The sequence below is a fragment of the Paraburkholderia sp. BL6665CI2N2 genome (genome assembly GCF_004366535.1).
GTDB lineage: Bacteria > Pseudomonadota > Gammaproteobacteria > Burkholderiales > Burkholderiaceae > Paraburkholderia.
The window spans coordinates 6,703,193-6,720,938 of sequence record NZ_SORC01000001.1 but is presented as its reverse complement, the minus strand read 5'-3'; the positions used below and the strand labels follow the sequence as shown (position 1 = coordinate 6,720,938).

Annotated in this window: 17 protein-coding genes and 1 tRNA gene; 5 read left to right on the top strand and 13 right to left on the bottom strand. The window is 63.9% G+C overall.

Annotated elements, in window-relative coordinates; all coding sequences use genetic code 11:
* Positions 1–26: 26 nt before the first annotated feature.
* The 5 genes from minE to map form a co-directional block, all read right to left on the bottom strand.
* Entirely contained in the window at positions 27–281 is a 255-nt protein-coding gene (gene minE / locus B0G81_RS30145) for a cell division topological specificity factor MinE (protein ID WP_012432104.1), read from the bottom strand.
* 14 nt (positions 282–295) lie between these two features.
* Entirely contained in the window at positions 296–1,111 is an 816-nt protein-coding gene (gene minD, locus B0G81_RS30140; protein ID WP_006048490.1) for a septum site-determining protein MinD, read from the bottom strand.
* Between the two features lie 103 nt (positions 1,112–1,214).
* The gene (minC, locus tag B0G81_RS30135; RefSeq protein ID WP_134140414.1) at positions 1,215–2,063 is read right to left on the bottom strand and encodes a septum site-determining protein MinC; all 849 of its coding nucleotides are present in this window, start codon (positions 2,061–2,063) and stop codon (positions 1,215–1,217) included.
* 222 nt (positions 2,064–2,285) lie between these two features.
* Positions 2,286–2,819, bottom strand: a complete 534-nt coding sequence (locus B0G81_RS30130; protein ID WP_106279978.1) for a GNAT family N-acetyltransferase — start codon at positions 2,817–2,819, stop codon at positions 2,286–2,288.
* A gap of 199 nt (positions 2,820–3,018) precedes the next feature.
* Positions 3,019–3,804 carry a type I methionyl aminopeptidase gene (map, locus tag B0G81_RS30125; protein ID WP_116119264.1) on the bottom strand — a complete coding sequence of 262 codons (786 nt, stop codon included), beginning with the start codon at positions 3,802–3,804 and terminating at the stop codon, positions 3,019–3,021.
* Positions 3,805–4,206: 402 nt separating this feature from the next.
* Between map and B0G81_RS30120 the strand changes: the two genes are divergently transcribed.
* The 3 genes from B0G81_RS30120 (at position 4,207) to B0G81_RS30110 (ending at position 6,579) form a co-directional block, all read left to right on the top strand.
* Positions 4,207–5,187 (top strand): ferritin-like domain-containing protein, encoded by a 981-nt coding sequence (locus tag B0G81_RS30120; RefSeq protein ID WP_134140412.1) that lies wholly within the window; start codon positions 4,207–4,209, stop codon positions 5,185–5,187.
* 1 nt (position 5,188) lies between these two features.
* On the top strand, positions 5,189–5,410 hold the full coding sequence (locus B0G81_RS30115) for a hypothetical protein (protein ID WP_208328567.1): 222 nt from the start codon (positions 5,189–5,191) through the stop codon (positions 5,408–5,410).
* A gap of 89 nt (positions 5,411–5,499) precedes the next feature.
* Positions 5,500–6,579 carry an alpha/beta hydrolase gene (locus B0G81_RS30110; protein ID WP_134140410.1) on the top strand — a complete coding sequence of 360 codons (1,080 nt, stop codon included), beginning with the start codon at positions 5,500–5,502 and terminating at the stop codon, positions 6,577–6,579.
* 22 nt (positions 6,580–6,601) lie between these two features.
* Here B0G81_RS30110 and B0G81_RS30105 read toward each other — a convergent pair whose 3' ends face one another.
* The 7 genes from B0G81_RS30105 to B0G81_RS30075 all read right to left on the bottom strand — a co-directional run bounded on the left by B0G81_RS30105 (position 6,602) and on the right by B0G81_RS30075 (position 13,863).
* Positions 6,602–7,114, bottom strand: a complete 513-nt coding sequence (locus B0G81_RS30105) for a chalcone isomerase family protein (RefSeq protein WP_134140409.1) — start codon at positions 7,112–7,114, stop codon at positions 6,602–6,604.
* A 1-nt stretch (position 7,115) separates the two neighbouring features.
* Positions 7,116–8,327 carry a cyclopropane-fatty-acyl-phospholipid synthase family protein gene (locus B0G81_RS30100; protein ID WP_134140407.1) on the bottom strand — a complete coding sequence of 404 codons (1,212 nt, stop codon included), beginning with the start codon at positions 8,325–8,327 and terminating at the stop codon, positions 7,116–7,118.
* 12 nt (positions 8,328–8,339) lie between these two features.
* On the bottom strand, positions 8,340–9,203 hold the full coding sequence (locus B0G81_RS30095; protein ID WP_243856646.1) for a DUF1365 domain-containing protein: 864 nt from the start codon (positions 9,201–9,203) through the stop codon (positions 8,340–8,342).
* Positions 9,188–10,489, bottom strand: a complete 1,302-nt coding sequence (locus B0G81_RS30090) for an FAD-dependent oxidoreductase (RefSeq protein WP_134140405.1) — start codon at positions 10,487–10,489, stop codon at positions 9,188–9,190. The genes B0G81_RS30095 and B0G81_RS30090 overlap by 16 nt, the downstream gene beginning before the upstream one ends.
* 233 nt (positions 10,490–10,722) lie before the next feature.
* A tRNA-Ser gene (locus tag B0G81_RS30085) sits at positions 10,723–10,813 on the bottom strand.
* Positions 10,814–11,019: 206 nt separating this feature from the next.
* The gene (gene serS / locus B0G81_RS30080; RefSeq protein ID WP_134140403.1) at positions 11,020–12,315 is read right to left on the bottom strand and encodes a serine--tRNA ligase; all 1,296 of its coding nucleotides are present in this window, start codon (positions 12,313–12,315) and stop codon (positions 11,020–11,022) included.
* A gap of 234 nt (positions 12,316–12,549) precedes the next feature.
* Complete coding sequence (locus B0G81_RS30075) at positions 12,550–13,863, bottom strand: replication-associated recombination protein A (protein ID WP_134140401.1); 1,314 nt, start codon at positions 13,861–13,863, stop codon at positions 12,550–12,552.
* Between the two features lie 381 nt (positions 13,864–14,244).
* Here B0G81_RS30075 and cytX point away from each other — a divergent pair, with 381 nt between their 5' ends.
* The gene (gene cytX / locus B0G81_RS30070; protein ID WP_134140399.1) at positions 14,245–15,561 is read left to right on the top strand and encodes a putative hydroxymethylpyrimidine transporter CytX; all 1,317 of its coding nucleotides are present in this window, start codon (positions 14,245–14,247) and stop codon (positions 15,559–15,561) included.
* A gap of 81 nt (positions 15,562–15,642) precedes the next feature.
* Here the strand turns inward: cytX and speB are convergent, their stop codons facing one another.
* On the bottom strand, positions 15,643–16,632 hold the full coding sequence (gene speB, locus B0G81_RS30065; protein ID WP_012432090.1) for an agmatinase: 990 nt from the start codon (positions 16,630–16,632) through the stop codon (positions 15,643–15,645).
* A gap of 171 nt (positions 16,633–16,803) precedes the next feature.
* Here speB and B0G81_RS30060 point away from each other — a divergent pair, with 171 nt between their 5' ends.
* Positions 16,804–17,724, top strand: a complete 921-nt coding sequence (locus B0G81_RS30060; RefSeq protein WP_134140397.1) for a LysR family transcriptional regulator — start codon at positions 16,804–16,806, stop codon at positions 17,722–17,724.
* The last annotated feature ends 22 nt before the right edge of the window (positions 17,725–17,746 follow it).

Genomic DNA, 17,746 nt, shown 5'->3' with positions numbered 1-17,746 from the left:
CGAGACGAAACAGACCTTTTAAACGATCAAGCCTGCGGTATTTCGATCTTGACCTCGAGCACTTCGAGATCGTCCTGACGTTCGAGGCTCACGCGAATATCGTCATGGGAAATCTTCACGTACTTCGAGATCACGGCCACCAGTTCGCGTTGCAACGCAGGCAGGTAATCGGCAGGCGCATGGCCGCCGGCGCGCTCATGCGCGATGATCAACTGCAGGCGTTCCTTCGCTACCGACGCGGACTTCTTCTTCTCGCCCAGCAAAAACGAAAGAATCGACATTACGTGCGCTCCCCTTACTTGGTGCCGAAGAGGCGCTGCAGCAGCCCGGGCTTCTGGTAATCGGTAAAGCGAAGCGACTTCTGCTCGCCGAGGAAACGCGACACGACGTCTTTATAGGCTTCGGCTACATCCGTACCGTCCAGATGCACTGCAGGCAAGCCCTGGTTCGATGCGTGCAGCACCGCTTCCGATTCCGGAATCACGCCGATCAGGTCGATGCGCAGAATTTCCTGGATATCGGTCAGCGACAGCATTTCGCCTTCGCTGACGCGCTTCGGGTTGTAGCGGGTGATCAGCAGGTGTTCCTTGATCGGCTCCTTGCCTTCGATCGCGCGCTTGGTCTTCGACGACAGAATGCCGAGGATGCGGTCCGAGTCGCGCACCGACGAGACTTCCGGATTCGTCACGATCAGTGCTTCGTCGGCGAAATGCATGGCGAGCAGCGCACCCGATTCGATACCGGCCGGCGAATCGCACACGATGAATTCGAAGTCCATCGCGATCAGGTCGTTGATGACCTTCTCGACGCCTTCCATGGTCAGCGCGTCTTTGTCACGCGTTTGCGAGGCCGGCAGGATGAACAGGTTCTCGCACTTCTTGTCCTTGATGAGCGCCTGGTTCAGATTGGCTTCGCCCTGGATCACGTTGATCAGGTCGTACACCACGCGGCGTTCACAACCCATGATGAGGTCGAGGTTACGCAGGCCGACGTCGAAGTCGATCACGGCGGTTTTGCTGCCACGCAGAGCGAGGGCTGATGCAAAACTCGCGCTCGTGGTCGTCTTGCCCACGCCACCCTTGCCCGAAGTCACCACAATGATTTTTGCCATTACCCTTACCTTGTGTTCGTCAAATTCGTCAATTATGTGCGGCCATATTTGCCGTGAAACGCCGCGTGCATCAGCTTGACCGACGCAGCGCGCTTCACGTCTTCTAGGTGAGCCGCAGCGGTTCGATCATCAACTTTTCTTCTTCGAGCCAGATCTGCACCGGCTTGCCGAGTACGTCAGCCGGTAAAGGGTTCTCAGTCGTTCGATAGATGCCTGCGATCGAGATGAGTTCCGGCTCGAGACACGTGCAGAAAATGCGCGCGTCGTGATTGCCCTGCACGCCGGCCAAAGCCCGGCCGCGCAGCGGCGCGTAAATATGGATGTTGCCTTCCGCGATCACTTCCGCGCCGTAGCTCACGAGGCCGAGCACGACCAGGTCGCCCTTGGCGTAAATGCGCTGACCGGAGCGCAGCGGCTTGTCGACCACCATGGTTTGCGACGACGTGGCGAGACGCACCGGCTCCGCGGCGGGAGCAGGCTCAACGGCAGCGGCCGTGGCCGGCGTGCCGTTCTCCGGCGCGGCGGCGGCGAGTTCGAACAGATCGGAAGGCGGCGTGGCCGTCGCGGCGGTGACAGCCGGCGCGGCTGCGGCAGCGCTGTCTTCGTCTGCGGATTTGGGAGCGGTAGCGGCGCCGCGGCGGTCGCGCGCTTCGAGCAGCGGCAGCTGCGACTCCGCCGCCCACGCCTGCTGCGCGTTGGCGACCACGCCAACGGGGCGCATGCGTACGCTGTCGAGCAGTTGCGCGATGTCGGCGAGCGGCACACGTTCGTTCTCGGCGAGACGGCGCACGTCGATCGCGACGACGTCGTTAGCGAAAAATTCGGGGGTCGCCTCGAAGCGCCGGGTCAGTTCGGCACGCATGGCGTCGAGGTCGGTTGTCTTGACCACGAACAGGAGCGTGTCGACAGAGCCGCTGCGAAGTTCGAAAAAGGGCGATTTCTTGGGCGACATAGCGTTCGGCAAAAAATTTTGCGTATTTTACAGGCGTCGACGCGCGCGGCCAGCTTTTTCGCCGGGAGAACGGGCCGCCGCCATCACGACGCGCTCCCGCACCGGCAACGCGACGGCCTCGCAGCGGACGTTCAGGCCGCGCATCGCGCCGATAAGCTGGCGACCGACGCTGAAGAGACGCGGAAGGGAATCGAGCGGCAGACTGTCGCGCCGCTCGCGAGATCACTGCTGAAACACCTGGGACGTGGTCGGCACGTGGCGCACCAGCAGGCTTTCCGCCTGGTCCGGCGCACGCGTGACGCGACGGTGCTCGCCGGTCGGGCCGAAGCCGAGCGCCTCGTAAAAGCGCATGGCATTGCGGTTGGCGTCGGCGACCCACGCGTAGATTTCCGTGGCGCCTTCGTTCGCGAGCCAGGCGGCGGCCGAGTCGACCAGCAGCTCGCCGCCGCGCAGATGACGCACGGCCGGCGCCACCCACAGTTCGCAAACGAATGCGCGGCGCGCCGCGGTATCGTCGAAGTACGCTTCGATCAGTCCCGCCGGATGGCCCTCGGTGTAGAGAATGAAGGTGGTGGAGGTGAAGGAAACCGCATGATCCGCGGCGGTGGCGTCGAAACTGGCGGCGTCGGCCGACAACGCGTCCTCAAGCGTGGCGCCGAAGGCATACGGTGCCTCCCGCAGCGACGCAGTACGGAGTTCGCGGAAAACAGCGCCCTGATCAGCGGCGATACGGCGAACGGTCAATGACGGACTCATGCAGACGAAAACCCCTTGAAACCCTAAGGCGTAGCTTTAACCGAACCGGCGCGAGAGTCAAATCATTCTTTACCGGAACAGGGTATGCGCCGCAGGAACTCCCCTCGGGAAGCGACATACGGAGCGTATCCCGACTCAGCAGCACGTTGCGCGCCCAGCTCCGGCGCAAGTGGCCGGACGCGGTACGCGCCACGCGGGGTCATGGCGCTTCGTAGCTACCGGTGCCGTCCGGCCACGGTGTCAGGAGTTCATAGCCGTCGTCGGTGACGGCGATCATGTGTTCCCATTGCGCCGACAGCGAACGGTCCTTGGTGACCACGGTCCAGCCGTCGCGCTGCACCGCGGTGCCGGCGCGGCCGGCGTTGATCATCGGCTCGATCGTGAAGACCATGCCCGGCTTCAGACGCACGCCCTGCCCCGGCTGGCCATAGTGCAGGACTTGAGGATCTTCGTGGTAGACCTTGCCGATGCCGTGGCCGCAATAGTCGCGCACGATCGAGAAGCCGTCGCGCTGCGCCACCTTCTGAATCGCATGGCCCACGTCGCCGAGCGTGGCGCCCGGCTTTACTTCGCGGATGCCGGCGAGCATCGCTTCATAGGTCGTGTCGACCAGCTCGCGCGCCACCGTGCTCGGCTGGCCGACGCAATACATGCGGCTCGTATCGCCGAAGTAGCCGTCCTTGATGATCGCGACGTCGATATTGATGATGTCGCCGTCTTTCAGGATCTCGGCGCGATTCGGGATGCCGTGGCACACCACCGAGTTGACCGAGGTGCAGACCGTCTTCGGAAAACCCAGATAGCCGACATTTGCCGGAATCGACTTTTGCGTATTGACAATGTAGTCGTTGCACAGTGCGTCCAGCTCGTCGGTGGAGACGCCGGCCTTGACGTGCTCGCCGATCATCGCCAGCACATCGGCCGCGAGGCGGCCGGAAATGCGCAGCCTGGCGATGTCGTCGGGAGTCTTGTAGGTAATAGCCATGAATTCGGTCGATATGGGTCGAATGGAAGGTCGATGTTCAATCGATCGGCCAATTGTACAGAGGATCGCCGCCGATCCTCCGCGAGCCGCGCCAAACTTGCCGGACGGAACGATCCGCGGCGATGTCGGGCGGCATGCTCGACCGGCTCCTCACATGCCGCGCACTTCATGCTGCACACGCAAACATAAATCTTTTGCGGCGTTTGCATCTAGCCGAGTATTCGCCCCGTAAAGGCGAATGAGGGCTCGCTCTTCTCCCTTGATCATTTAGTTCTTCTCAGAAGAACGGAGGCCTCTTTGCGTCCGCGATTTTGCGTCTTTGCAGCGCGAGAGCAACGGCTGTCCCCGCGTGTGCGCCGCAAGTCCGCGGTATCGGCAGCGAACCATTTGAGGAGCATCGCCATGTCGGAGTCCAGCACTAAATCAGCATCCCTTATTGATGCATTCGATCGACGCGCCACGCGCCGCCTGCAACGCAGACAGTTCTTTCGCAACGCCGGCGGCCTGAGTCTGGGACTTGTCGGCGGCACGCTGATCAGCGCGTGCGGCGGGGGCGGCTCGGTTTCGAGCGTGTCGGCCCAGAGTGCGCCGACCGACGCGGAAATCCTGAATTTCGCGCTGAATCTGGAGTACCTCGAATCGCAGTTCTATACGTACGCGACGACCGGTGCCGGGCTCGCCGCGAGCATGACGGCCGGCGTCGGCACGATGGGCACGGTGATCCCGGGGCAGCAAGTGCCCTTTCAGGACCCGGTGGTGAAGGCGTACGCCAACGAGATCGCCAACGACGAGCGCGAGCACGTCACCTTCCTGCGCAGCGCGTTGGGTTCGGCCGCGGTTGCCATGCCGGCAATCGACATCGGCGGCACGGATCCGAACGGCGCGTTTTCGAACGCGGCGCGCGCCGCCGGCCTCGTGCCAGCCGGCACCCCGTTCAATCCGTATGCGAACGACAACAACTTCCTGCTCGGCGCCTACATCTGCGAGGACGTCGGCGTAACGGCTTATAAAGGCGCCTCGCCGCTCATCACCAACAAGACGTTCCTCGAAGCGGCGGCCGGCATTCTCGCGGCCGAGGCGTATCACGCCGGCCTGGTGCGCACGGTGCTGTACTCGAAAGGTATCGACATGTCCGGTCTCGTCACGGCCGCCAATGCGATTTCGGCTGCACGTAACAGCCTCGATCATAACGGCCACGACGATCAGGGCATCACCGGCGCGACCGCCGGCACGTCCAACATCGTGCCGCTGGACAGCAATGGGCTCGCATTCAGCCGCAACTACAGCAACGTCCTCAACATCGTCTATCTGACGAGTTCGGCGGCGACCAAAGGCGGCTTCTTCCCGAACGGCGTGAACGGTTCGCTGAACATGAGCGCTTGAGTTGATTTATCCATTGTGTCAGTTGCACCGGCAACGGGGCGCCGCGACGACGATCACGCTCGTGTGGTTCAGCTCGCGCGGCGATCTGATGGGTCACTACCGGAATCGTCGCGCGACGACTCTCGCGGCGACCCTCGGCACGGTGGTCGTGCTGGCGCTCAATCTCATTCTGCTGTTGCAAGCGGCCAGGATTTCGCCGTGGCCGCCGTTTCATGCCGCGTGAGCCGGTCGGGTCATGGCGCGACCTGCATCCGCTCGCGGGGTTGGCGCGTACATTGTTCGAACGCATCTATTCGGACGGATTCGACTCCCATGCCTCGACGCCTGCTCACCTTGACCGCCACGCTGGCGCTCGCCGCCCTCGGCGGCTGCAGCGCGGCCGGCGTGCTGAACGCCGCCGTATCGCACAAGCAGTTCCGCGCCGAAAACGGCCTTGCTTACGGCAACGCGCCGCGCCAGAAGCTCGACGTCTACGTACCCGCCGTCGGCGCGCCGCCAGCCGCTTCTTCGCACGGCCGTCCGGTCGTGGTGTTCTTCTACGGCGGCAGTTGGCAGAACGGTTCGCGCAGCAACTATCTGTTCGTCGGCGCGGCATTAGCCTCGCGCGGCTTCGTCGCCGTGCTGCCCGACTATCGGACGTGGCCCGACACGGCGTTCCCCGGCTTCGTCGACGACGCGGCCACAGCCGTGCGCTGGGCACGCGACCATGCGGCCGAGTTCGGCGGCGACCCGTCGCGAATCTTTTTGATGGGACACTCCGCGGGCGCGCACATCGTGATGCTGCTCGCCACCGATGGCCGCTATCTCGCCGTGCAGCAGATGAGCAAAACCGATATCAGCGGCGTGATCGGCCTGGCTGGCCCGTATGATTTTCTGCCGTTGCACGACGCGACGCTCGAGGAAATCTTCCCGCGTGCATTGCGTGCCGCAAGTCAGCCGATCAACTTTGTCGCCGGCGACGAGCCGCCGATATTCCTCGCCGCCGGCCAGCACGATACGACCGTCGATCCGGGCAACACCGACCGGCTCGCGGCGAAACTGCATGCGTCGGGCGATGCGGATGTCGAAGTGAAGCACTATCCGCGCGTCGGGCATGCGCTGCTGGTGGGCGCGTTTGCCGGGCCTTTGCGCGGCTTTGCGCCGGTGCTCGACGATGCGAGCGCGTTTATCGACGCGCAGGCGAACAATGAAGCGCAGCGTTCGCGTGGCGGCGCCGCATGCGGTGATGCGCAATCGTCGCCCGCCTCTTTCGATGCACAGGGCAACGTTTATCAATTGCGTCGGCAGCGCGCGAAGGCCACCGCTGCGCCGGGTGACAATTCGGCATCCACAGGAGCGCCCGCCGCCGGCTCCGATTGCGAGAAGCAGAGCAACCGGGGCATCAACGAATAGCGCCGCTGCAACCCGCCACGAACTACCGCGCCATACCCAGCAATTGCTTGCGCAAACTAGGCGCGCGCGTGGAAGGATCGAGCCAGATGCCGAAGAATGCACGCGCGAAGGCGGGATCGTCGAACTCGCCGGTCATGCGCTCGCCGGCATAAAAACGCACGCCCTTGTCCGGCAGATACACCGCGCTCAACTGGTCGCCGGGGCTGACATCCACGAACGCCTGCAGCATGTCCGCGCGCCAGCGTTCCAGCGTGTCGGCCGGAATCGGCGCGCCCGCCAGACGCTCGATCTCGCTGATGCCGGCGTCCGCAAGACGCTCGCGTTTGATGCCGCGCGCGTACACGATATGCAACGCGAAACGGGCGTCGTAATCGACCGGCACGCGTTCGCTCCACATCTGCGCGCGATAGAGCCGGAAGCCAAGCACGCTAAAATCGCCTTCGCCGACGAGTTGCGCGGACTCGACGTCGCCGCGCCGGTCGGCGAAAGCGGCGCTCGCCCAGAAGATCAGCACAAGAGCGACGAGCGCGCGCACGTCAATCCGCCTTCGAGAGCACGAACTGCATCACGTCCGTGCGTCCTTCGTCGAAGCCCGCTTCGCAATACGCCAGATACAGCCGCCACGTGCGCACGAAAATCTCGTCGAAACCCTGCACGCGGATCGTATCGAGTTGCGCTTCGAATGCGCCGCGCCAGCGGCGCAAGGTCTCCGCGTAATCGCGGCCGAACGCCAGCGACGTGCGCGCCGTGAGCTTGCCGCGCCGCGCGGCTTGCGTGAAACGTTGCGGGCTCGGCAACATGCCGCCAGGAAAAATGAACTCGCGAATGAAGTCGCTGGTCGCGCGATAAGCGGCAAAATGCGAGTCGTCGATCGTGATGGTTTGCACTAGCGCGCGAGCGCCCGGTCGCAGACGTTCGCGCAGAATCTGGAAGTACGTCGGCCAGAATTGTTCGCCAACGGCCTCTAACATTTCAATCGATACGACGGCATCGTACTGACCGGTCAGGCTGCGATAGTCGCGCAGTTCGAGTTGCACGCGCTCTCTCAGGCCTGCTTCGTTCACACGCTGCCGGGCGAATTCGAGTTGCGCCGGCGAGATCGTCACGCCATGCACGTGAATGCCCAGACGCGCCGCGTGCAACGCAAAAGCGCCCCATCCGCAGCCGATTTCCAGAATGTGCATGCCTTCGCGCAAACCAAGCGTATCGATGATGCGTTGATACTTCGCGTGCTGCGCGTCTTCGAGCGATTGATGGAAATTGCCGTCGAACACCGCACTCGAATAGGTGAAAGTCGCGTCGAGCCACTGCGCGTAAAACGCGTTGCCGAGGTCGTAGTGCGCGTGAATGTTGCGCCGGCTGCCCGAACGTGTGTTCCGCCTCAGCTTATGACGCAGTCCGTACCAGAGCTGCGCCAGCCAGCCGCCATACACCGTGCGTTGCAGCGCGCGCTCGTTGCGGATCGCGACGCGCAGCAGCGCGGCCAGATCGGGCGTATCGACCCAGAAAGAGCGCCATGCGTCCGCGAAACCAATATCGCCTTTGCGCAGAATCGCGCCGCACGCGCGCCAGTCACGCATCTCCAGACGCGCGCCGGGCGCCGCGTGCGGATCGCCGAACACGCGCTGCTGACCATCGGGCGTGATGAGGATCAGATGCCCCACCTGGATCCGCTCGAGCAAGGACAGAAACAGACGGCCTGACGCGGGGGCGGTTTGGTGCCCGCTCAGGGTTCTTGAAAGCGCCATGACTGAATCTCCTCAATCGGACGAAACGGGGCGCGCGGCGGCGGATGGTTTGGCGGCTGCGGCGTGGTGGGTGGACGCGTGGTCGGTGCGGGCCGGCGCGGGGTTTTTGCCGTGGAACGGCGTTTTCTTGAGGGCAAGGCGCACGGCCTGCCAGTGAATTCTCGCGACGACGCCCACGGTGAGGAGCGGCTGACGCAGCAGCGCGGCGAACGCGGCCGCGCGCGTGAGCGGCTTCAGGCGGCCGCCGAGTGCGGTGCGGATCAGCAGACCGTCGGCGTCGTGATAGTCGATGGAGACCGACGCGCTGCTGGGCGCTTCCTTGACGCGAAAGGTGTAGCCGCCTTCCACGCGGCAAAACGGCGACACGTGCAGCACTTTGCGGCACATGAGCCGCGTGCTCGTGGTGATCGGCGCGTTGCCGTTTGCCCTGAGCAGATAGCTGTGGCGCTCGCCGAAGGTGTTGCGCACTTCGGCAAGCAGGGCGCGCAACCGGCCGTCGCGGTCGTGGCAGTACCAGAAACTGATCGGGTTGAACGCGTAGCCGAACACGCGTGGAAAAGCCTGTAGCCAGATACGGCCGTCGGCTTCCTCGATGCCTGCGACACGTAGTTGCTCGCGCATCCATGTGGCGAGGTCGCTGCCGTCGCGCGGACCGTGGTCGCGTCGATACAGACTGAGCGGCCGCCAGCGGTCGATGCCGAACCAGCCGCTATCGAGCGAGGCCAGCCGATCCAGGTCGCATCGCACGTAAAACACCGGATACGTGAAGCGATGATGGTTCGGGCGCAGACGTTCGTGCGTCACCTTGCCGGTCAGCAGCCAGGCTGCTGGATCAGCGCCGGCATTGTCGCTCGACGGGTTCATAGCCTGGCCCATGCCGGCGATGCATCGAAATCGGCGGCGATCCGTAGCGCCGATTTCAGACCATCCTCATGAAAACCGTAGCCTGTCCACGCGCCCGCGAACCACGTGCGGCGCTTGCCTTGCAGTGAAGGCAGACGGTGCTGCGCGTCGATCGCGGCCAGATCGAACAGCGGATGGTCGTAGACGAAGCGGCGTAGTTCGGTGCCCGGCGCCGGCTGGGTGACCGGGTTGAGCGTGACGACGAGCGGCGTCCTGAACGGCAGCGGCTGCAACTGATTGACCAGATAACTGACGCACACTGGATGCGTGCCGTCGACACTGCGGCTGCCCAGATAATTCCAAGCCGACCACACGCGCTGACGACGCGGCAGCAGATTCGTATCCGTATGCAGCACCGCGACGTTCGGTTGATAGCGCACGGCGGCGAGCACGCCGCGCTCGTCCTGATCGGCGTCTTCCAGCAGGCGCAGCGTGGTCGGCGCGTGAGTGGCGAGCACCAGCGCGTCGAAGCGCTCGGTGCCGTGGTCAGTGAACACGTCGACGCCGTTGGCGTCACGCCGCACGCCGCGCACTGCCGTGCCGGTGCGGATGTCATCGAGCGTGCTGGTTAGACGCTTCACATACTCGCGGCCGCCGCCGACCACGGTCCGCCACTGCGGCCGGCGATTCACTTGCAGCAGTGCGTGGTTCAGGCAGAAGCGCAGGAAAGTCGTGGCCGGGAACGCGAGGATGTCGGCGGTAGCGCTCGACCAGATCGCGGCGGCCATCGGCAGCAAATATTGTCGCTGGAACGCGCCGCCGTAGCCGCCTTCCGTCAGCAGCTCGCCCATCGACGCGCGCGTTTCAATCGCCAGTTCGAGGTTGAGTTGCGCGCTGCCGTTAAACCGCATGATGTCGCGCAGCATGCCGATGAAGGTCGGTGAAAACAGATTGCGGCGCTGCGCGAACACCGTGTTCAGACTGGTGCCGGCCCATTCCAGACGGCCTTCGTCGAGCGAGACCGAGAAGGTCATGTCGCTCGGATGCGACTGCACGCCGAGTTCGGCGAATAGCGCAATCAGGTTCGGATAGGTGCGGTCGTTGAACACGAGGAAGCCGGTGTCGACGGGATGCGTGTGGCCGTCGAGCGTGACATCCACTGTGTTGGTGTGGCCGCCCAGGTAGCCGGCCGATTCGAACAGCGTGACCCGATGGTTGCGCGTCAGCAGATAGGCGCTGGCCAAACCCGAGATGCCGGCGCCGATGACCGCGACCCGCGAGCCGCGCGGTAGTGGTGAGGTCGGTGCGGAATGGGGCATGGGCGCGTCTCCTTGAGTTGGGGACACGCGTTGAATTCAAGAGGTGTGCGGGGGTTGCGGTCCTTGAGGGGATTTACGCAGCGCGGATCTCTTTGGATGCAGCAAGCGGGAATTGCGCTGAGGCTGGTAGGTGACTGGTTTGAGGTGACTGCTTTGTTCGACGAACAGTCCGAAGTCGCGTTGCGTCAAAACAAAAACCCCACAGAACGTTCGCTCTGCGGGGTTTTTAAATTTGGCGGAAAGGGTGGGATTCGAACCCACGGTACGGGAAAACCGTACGCCTGATTTCGAGTCAGGTACATTCGACCACTCTGCCACCTTTCCGGGTCTACTGAATCACGGTGACTACCGCCTCATCAGTACCAAGCGGGTCGATTGCTTGGGAGAAAAAGATTATAAAACAGCCTATTTCGGTTTGCCAAGCCCCTTGACCCAAAAAAACTTCAGAAGCGCCCGGCACGCCGTACATGTCTCGATGCAACATCAGCACAGCATCGACGCAATTACCATCCCGCCGCTTATGGAACCGCTCATCCAGCCGCCACTTCCAGTCGTTCAATGCCGCCCAGATACCGACGCAACGCAACCGGCACAGTGACCGAACCATCGGCGTTCTGGAAGTTCTCGAGCACCGCCACGAGCGTGCGGCCGACGGCCAGACCCGAGCCGTTCAGCGTGTGCACCAGCTCCGGCTTACCCTGCGCATTGCGATAACGCGCGTGCATGCGACGCGCCTGGAACGACTCCGTGTTCGAGCAGCTCGAGATTTCGCGATAGGTATTCTGCGCCGGCACCCACACTTCCAGGTCGTACGTCTTGGCAGCCGAGAAGCCCATGTCGCCCGTGCACAGCGTGATCACGCGATATGGCAATTCCAGCTTCTGCAAGATCGTCTCAGCGTGGCCGACCATCTCCTCCAGCGCGGCGTACGACGTTTCCGGCGCGACGATCTGCACCATCTCGACCTTGTCGAATTGATGCTGGCGAATCAGACCGCGCGTGTCGCGGCCATACGAGCCCGCTTCCGAGCGGAAGCACGGCGAATGCGCGGTCAGCTTGACCGGCAGCGCGTCCGCTTCGAGGATGCTGTCGCGCACCGTGTTCGTCAGCGAAATCTCCGACGTGGAGATCAGATACTGCGTGACCGTGTTTTCGTCGCCGCCCTTTTCGACGCGGAACATGTCGTCGGCAAATTTGGGCAACTGGCCGGTGCCGTACAGAATTTCCGGATTCACGATGTACGGCGTGTAGACCTCCGTATAGCCGTGCTGCTGCGTGTGCGTGTCGATCATGAACTGCGCGAGCGCACGATGCAGCCGCGCAATCTGTCCGCGCAACATCGTAAAGCGCGCGCCCGAGAGCTTCGCGCCGGTCTCGAAGTCGAGCCCGAGCGGTGTGCCGACATCGACGTGATCCTTCACCTCGAAATCGAACTGGCGCGGCGTGCCCCAGCGCCGCACTTCGACGTTGCCGGTTTCGTCCTCGCCCACCGGCACGCTTTCATGCGGCAAATTCGGCACGCCCTGGAGCAGTTCCGACAGACGCTTCTGGATGTCGTCGAGCTTCGCCGCCGACGCCTTCATCTCGTCGCCGATACCGCCCACTTCGGCCATCACCGCCGAGGTGTCCTCGCCCTTGCCTTTCATCGCGCCGATCTGCTTCGACAGGCTGTTGCGGCGCGCCTGCATCTCTTCGGTACGGGTCTGGGTATCGCGGCGTTCCGCTTCGAGCGCGGCGAAGGCCGCCACGTCGAGGGTATAGCCGCGGTCGGCGAGGCGCTTGGCGACGCCGTCGAGGTCTTTGCGCAGCAACTGAGTGTCGAGCATGGGATGGGGCGGGTATTCGTTGTATGAAGGTGGGATTTTAGCGCACCGGCGCGGGCGGCCGGTGCGTTAGATGGCCGGCGTGTGCGGAATGCCGACACGGCGCGCGCCAAGGCGCGGAACGAGGCGCGGGTCGAGGCGCACGGCGAGGCATGAAACAACGCGTACATCGAAGCACAAAGCGAGGCGCGAAACCGCGCGCAAAGCGAGCCGGAGCGCGAGAGGCGCTCGAAAACGTCAGCCCTTCTTCGGTTTGTTCTCGCTGCGCCACTGCGCGTCGAGCTCGGCCAGACGCGCCATCTTGTCGCCGATTTTGCCTTCGAGACCGCGCGGCGTCGGCTCGTACCAGTGCGGATCGCGCATGTTGTCCGGCAGGTAAGTTTCACCGGCCGCGTAGGCATCGGGTTCATCGTGCGCGTAGCGGTACTCGTGACCGTAGCCGAGTTCCTTCATCAGCTTGGTCGGCGCGTTGCGCAGATGCACCGGCACGCCGCGCGACTGGTCCTTGCTCACGAAGCGCCGCGCCTCGTTATACGCGTTGTATCCGGCGTTCGACTTCGGCGCGACCGCCAGATAGATGATTGCCTGCGCAAGCGCCAGTTCACCCTCGGGTGTGCCCAGACGCTCATAGGTTTCGGCGGCGTCGAGCGCAATGCGCGCGGCGCGCGGATCGGCGAGGCCGATGTCTTCCCACGCCATGCGCACGATGCGGCGCGCCAGATAACGCGGGTCCGCGCCGCCGTCGAGCATGCGGCAGAACCAGTACAACGCGCCGTCCGGGCTGCTGCCGCGCACCGATTTATGCAGCGCGCTGATCTGGTCGTAAAATGCGTCGCCGCCTTTGTCGAAGCGGCGCAGATTTTCGGCGAGTGCGCTGCCGAGCAGCGCGCCGTCGATTTCGGTGGTCTTTTGCTGCGCCGCCGCCCGCGCGACGATTTCCAGGTTGTTCAAGAGCTTGCGACCGTCGCCGTCGGCGGAGCCGATGAGCGCGTCGCGGGCTTCGTCGGTGAACGTGAGGCCGCCGAGCTCCTGCTGCGCGCGTTCGAGCAACTCGCGCTGCTCTTCGTCGGTCAGGCTTTTCAGCACGTAGACGGCGGCACGCGAGAGCAATGCGCTATTCACCTCGAACGAAGGATTCTCGGTCGTCGCGCCGACGAACACGAACAACCCCGACTCGACGTGCGGCAAGAACGCGTCTTGCTGGCTCTTGTTGAAGCGGTGCACTTCGTCGACGAACACGAGCGTCTGATGCCCGTTCGCGCGATGAATCTGCGCGGTCTCGACCGCCTCGCGGATATCCTTCACCCCCGAGAGCACGGCGGACAGCGCGATAAACTCCGCGTGAAACGCATCGGCCATGAGCCGGGCGAGCGTGGTTTTGCCGACGCCGGGCGGGCCCCAGAGGATCATCGAATGGGCTTCGCCGGATTCGAATGCGACCCGCAGCGGCTTGTTCGGGCCGAGCAGGTGCTTCTGGCCGATCACTTCGTCGATATTGCGGGGCCGCAGGCGTTCGGCGAGCGGAACATTGGCACGTGTTTCTTCAAACATGACGTTTTGGGGATAATCTCGGCTTTTCCGGACGCGGTCCGTGTGAAGGCGGCGTACTGCCGGTGAGCCACGCCAGCACGTGAAGGTGCGGGCAACGTCCTGCATTATGACAGTGACGGCGCCCGGGCAAGAATCGCCCGGCTCCCGAACGAACACACGCGGCGCGCCGGGAACGACTCGCGCGGTCGCAATCCGGCAACGGTTGAAGCAATTGGAAGATCGAGCGGACAGGGCAGGCAACGCATGACCTGACCGCGGACATAACAGCAGACACAAGCGTCGACACAACTTCGCAACTAGATCGGCAACTGAGTTGGCGACTGAGTCGGCAAACGGGTTTGCAAATAAGTCGGCAAGCACTATCAACAGGGACAAGACCAGATGGCACAAGATCCACTCACCGGCGACGCCGGTTCCACCTACGCACCGCTCACGCCGGTGCCCGACGCGCGCCGCGCGTTCCGCACCGGCGACGCCTTCGCGCTCTGGTTCTCGCTCGGCATCGGCCTGCTCGTCGCGCAGGCGGGCGCGCTGCTGGTGCCGGGATTGTCGCTGCCGCACGCATTGCTGGCTATCGTGATCGGCAGCGTGATTGGCGTGGTGTTGCTGGCGCTGGCTGGCGTGATCGGCACGGATACGGGGCTCGCGGCCATGTCGTCGCTGCGGCCGACGCTCGGCGTGCGCGGCGCGTCGGTGCCGGCCGTGCTGAACGCGGTGCAACTGGTCGGTTGGGGCTCGTTCGAGGTGATCGTGATGCGCGATTCCGCCGACGCGCTCGCCAGGCAGGCCTTCGGCCTTTCCATGCCGCTCATCTGGACGGTGATCTTCGGCTTGCTCGCGACGCTGCTGGCGATCAGCGGCCCGCTCTCGTTCGTACGGCGCTTTCTGCGCACGTGGGGCATCTGGCTGCTGCTCGCGGGCGCGGCGTGGCTCACGTGGAATCTGCTCGCCAAGCACGATCTGGCCGCGCTGATGCGCCGCCCCGGCACAGGTGAGATGTCGTTTGGCGGCGCGATCGATCTGGTGGTGGCCATGCCGCTCTCATGGCTGCCGCTGATCGCCGACTACACGCGTTTCGGCCGGAAGCCCGGCGAAACCTTCCGCGGCACGCTGATTGGTTACGGCATCGCCAACATCTGGTTTTACGCACTCGGTGCGATCTACGGCCTCGCGGCGGGCGGCGGCGACACGCTGTTGACCGGCGCGCTGGCGCAAGCGGGCGGCGGCCTCGCGCTGCTGCTGATCCTGATCGACGAAGTCGACAACGCCTTCGCTGACATCCACTCGGCCGCGGTGTCGACCGGCACGTTCTGGACGCGCGGCAGCGTGCCCATGTTGTCGGCAGCGTTCGGCGCGCTGTGCACGCTGATCGCCCTTGCCGTGCCAATGGCGAAGTATCAGAACTTCCTGCTGCTGATCGGCTCGGTGTTCGCGCCGCTGTTCGGTGTCGTGCTGGTGGATCACTTCATCGTGCGCAAGCGCCGTATCGAAGTTGCCGCGCTCGCCGACGCGCGCGGCCGCTATGGCTTCTCGGGCGGCTGGCATCTGAGCGCGTTCCTCGCGTGGGCGATCGGCATCGTCGCGTATCAGGTGATCAATCAATGGCTGCCGAATCTCGGCGCGACCTTGCCCGCGCTGGTCATCGGCGCGGTGTGCTATCTGGTGTTCGTGTCGGCGCGTAAGACGGCGTATGCGTGAGGCTCATATGAGCTAGCGTGCGCGTCACATAAACGCAAAAAGGCCTGCAAACGCAGGCCTTTTCTTATCGCTCGAATCGTTTTAGCGTGTGGACGCCCGATACTCGACGCCCGGCAACACACACAGCAACTCGAACGCGAGATTCGCGCCGAGCAGCGCGGTCGTGCCGAACGGATCGTAAGGCGGCGCGACCTCGACCAGATCGCAGCCGACGATATTCAGCCCCCGCGAGCCGCGAATGATTTCCAGCGCCTGCGGCACCGTCAAACCGGCGATTTCCGGCGTGCCCGTGCCCGGTGCAAAAGCCGGATCGATCCCGTCGATGTCGAACGTGATGTACACCGGGCCGTCGCCCATGCGCTCGCGAATGCGCGCCATCAACGGCACGAGCGACTGGTTCCAGCACGCCTCGGCCTGCACCACTTCAAAACCCTGATCGCGGCACCAGTCGAAGTCTTCCGCTGCGTAACCCGTGCCGCGCAGGCCGATCTGCACGACACGGTCGCAATCGAGCAAGCCCTCTTCCACCGCGCGGCGGAACGGCGTGCCGTGCGCGATCTTCTCGCCCATCATGGTGTCGTTGACGTCGGCGTGCGCGTCGACATGAATCAGGCCGACCTTGCCGTGCTTGCGATGAATCGCGCGCAGGATCGGCAACGCGATGGTGTGATCGCCGCCCAGCGTGATCGGCTTGCAATCGTGCTGAAGAATTTCGTCGTAGGCGGTTTCGATGCGCTTGATCGAATCGTGCAGGTTATACGGATTGATCGCGACGTCACCGAGGTCGGCAACGCGCAGCGAATCGAACGGCGCGGCGCGCGTCGCCATGTTGTACGGACGCAGCAGCACGGATTCACTGCGGATCTGGCGCGGTCCGAAGCGCGCGCCGGTCCGGTTCGAGGTACCGAGATCGAACGGCACGCCGACGAAGCAGGCGTCGAAGCCTTCGGCCGAGCCGACGTTCGGCAGCCGCATCATCGTCGCGATGCCGCCGCAGCGGGGCATCGCGTTGCCGGACAGCGGTTGCGGCCGTTCGCCGGCTTCTGGGGAAATGAAGGAAGAGGTATTCATCGTGTCTCGGCAATGAAAAGAGGGGCAGCAAGCAAAATCGTCCAGACCGGCCGAGGGGAAGCATCAGAAGCGCACCTTGCCGGGCGAATCTCGATTCTTGAGCAGTTTCCCAGAAGTTAAAATACCGACGGAATAAACTTCACATTGATCTTCAGCGATGTATCCTGACGTATGTTCTCCCAACTCACCGATCTCGACCTGCGGCTGATCCGCGTATTTCTCGCCATTGTCGATGCGGGCGGCGTCTCCCCGGCCCAGGCGACGCTCAACGTCGGCCAGTCGACCATCAGCACGCAACTCGCCACGCTGGAAACCCGCCTTGGCTACCGGCTGTGCGAGCGCGGTCGCGGCGGCTTCAGTCTGACCGCGCGCGGCGAGCAATTCATCGACGCGGCGCGCGCCCTGCTGTCAGCCGTCGATACCTTCGGCATGCAGGCGCGCAACGTCGGCCGCAAGCTGGTCGGCACGCTCGATATAGGCATGATAGGCCACACGCCGGTGTCGGCGAGCGCGCGCATCAGCGACGCAATCGGCCGGTTCCGGGCGCGCGATCAGTCCGTGCGATTTTCGATTCTGGTGCGCTCGCCGGGCGAACTCGAAGAACTGCTGCTCAATGGGCGCATTCAGATCGGCATCGGCTATTTCTGGCATCGCGTGCCGTCGCTCGAATACACCGAGGTGTTCGCGGAAGATCAGTTCGCCTACTGCGCGAAAGGGCATCCGTTGTTCGCTCAGGCCGGTGACGTGCCGCCCGCGGAGGCCGCGCAGCATGAATGGGCGTGGCGCAGCTATCCGCTGCCCGAAGCCGAGAGTTCGACCACGCCGCAGAACGTCACCGCAGTCGCGGACAACATGGAAGCGGTCGCGATGCTGGTGCTCTCCGGGCATCATCTCGGCTATCTGCCGGGGCATTTCGCCGCACCGTTCGTCAAGCAAGGGCTGCTCGCCGCGCTGAACCCGGCGCAGATGCGTTATCGCGTCGCGTTTCACATGGTCACTCGGGCGCGGCAGCATCGTACGGATATCGTCGAAGCGTTTATCGACGATATGAAGGCCGCGCATCCGGCGCAGGTTCTGGAAGTGGACGAATAGTGGCCGACTGGTGACCAAATAA

Bases quoted from the DNA above. Each gene is read 5' to 3' on its own strand.
- minE (WP_012432104.1), bottom strand. From the start codon at position 281: ATGTCGATTCTTTCGTTTTTGCTGGGCGAGAAGAAGAAGTCCGCGTCG.
- minD (WP_006048490.1), bottom strand. From the start codon at position 1,111: ATGGCAAAAATCATTGTGGTGACTTCGGGCAAGGGTGGCGTGGGCAAG.
- minC (WP_134140414.1), bottom strand. From the start codon at position 2,063: ATGTCGCCCAAGAAATCGCCCTTTTTCGAACTTCGCAGCGGCTCTGTC.
- B0G81_RS30130 (WP_106279978.1), bottom strand. From the start codon at position 2,819: ATGAGTCCGTCATTGACCGTTCGCCGTATCGCCGCTGATCAGGGCGCT.
- map (WP_116119264.1), bottom strand. From the start codon at position 3,804: ATGGCTATTACCTACAAGACTCCCGACGACATCGCCAGGCTGCGCATT.
- B0G81_RS30120 (WP_134140412.1), top strand. From the start codon at position 4,207: ATGTCGGAGTCCAGCACTAAATCAGCATCCCTTATTGATGCATTCGAT.
- B0G81_RS30110 (WP_134140410.1), top strand. From the start codon at position 5,500: ATGCCTCGACGCCTGCTCACCTTGACCGCCACGCTGGCGCTCGCCGCC.
- B0G81_RS30100 (WP_134140407.1), bottom strand. From the start codon at position 8,327: ATGGCGCTTTCAAGAACCCTGAGCGGGCACCAAACCGCCCCCGCGTCA.
- B0G81_RS30095 (WP_243856646.1), bottom strand. From the start codon at position 9,203: ATGGGCCAGGCTATGAACCCGTCGAGCGACAATGCCGGCGCTGATCCA.
- B0G81_RS30090 (WP_134140405.1), bottom strand. From the start codon at position 10,489: ATGCCCCATTCCGCACCGACCTCACCACTACCGCGCGGCTCGCGGGTC.
- serS (WP_134140403.1), bottom strand. From the start codon at position 12,315: ATGCTCGACACTCAGTTGCTGCGCAAAGACCTCGACGGCGTCGCCAAG.
- B0G81_RS30075 (WP_134140401.1), bottom strand. From the start codon at position 13,863: ATGTTTGAAGAAACACGTGCCAATGTTCCGCTCGCCGAACGCCTGCGG.
- cytX (WP_134140399.1), top strand. From the start codon at position 14,245: ATGGCACAAGATCCACTCACCGGCGACGCCGGTTCCACCTACGCACCG.
- speB (WP_012432090.1), bottom strand. From the start codon at position 16,632: ATGAATACCTCTTCCTTCATTTCCCCAGAAGCCGGCGAACGGCCGCAA.
- B0G81_RS30060 (WP_134140397.1), top strand. From the start codon at position 16,804: ATGTTCTCCCAACTCACCGATCTCGACCTGCGGCTGATCCGCGTATTT.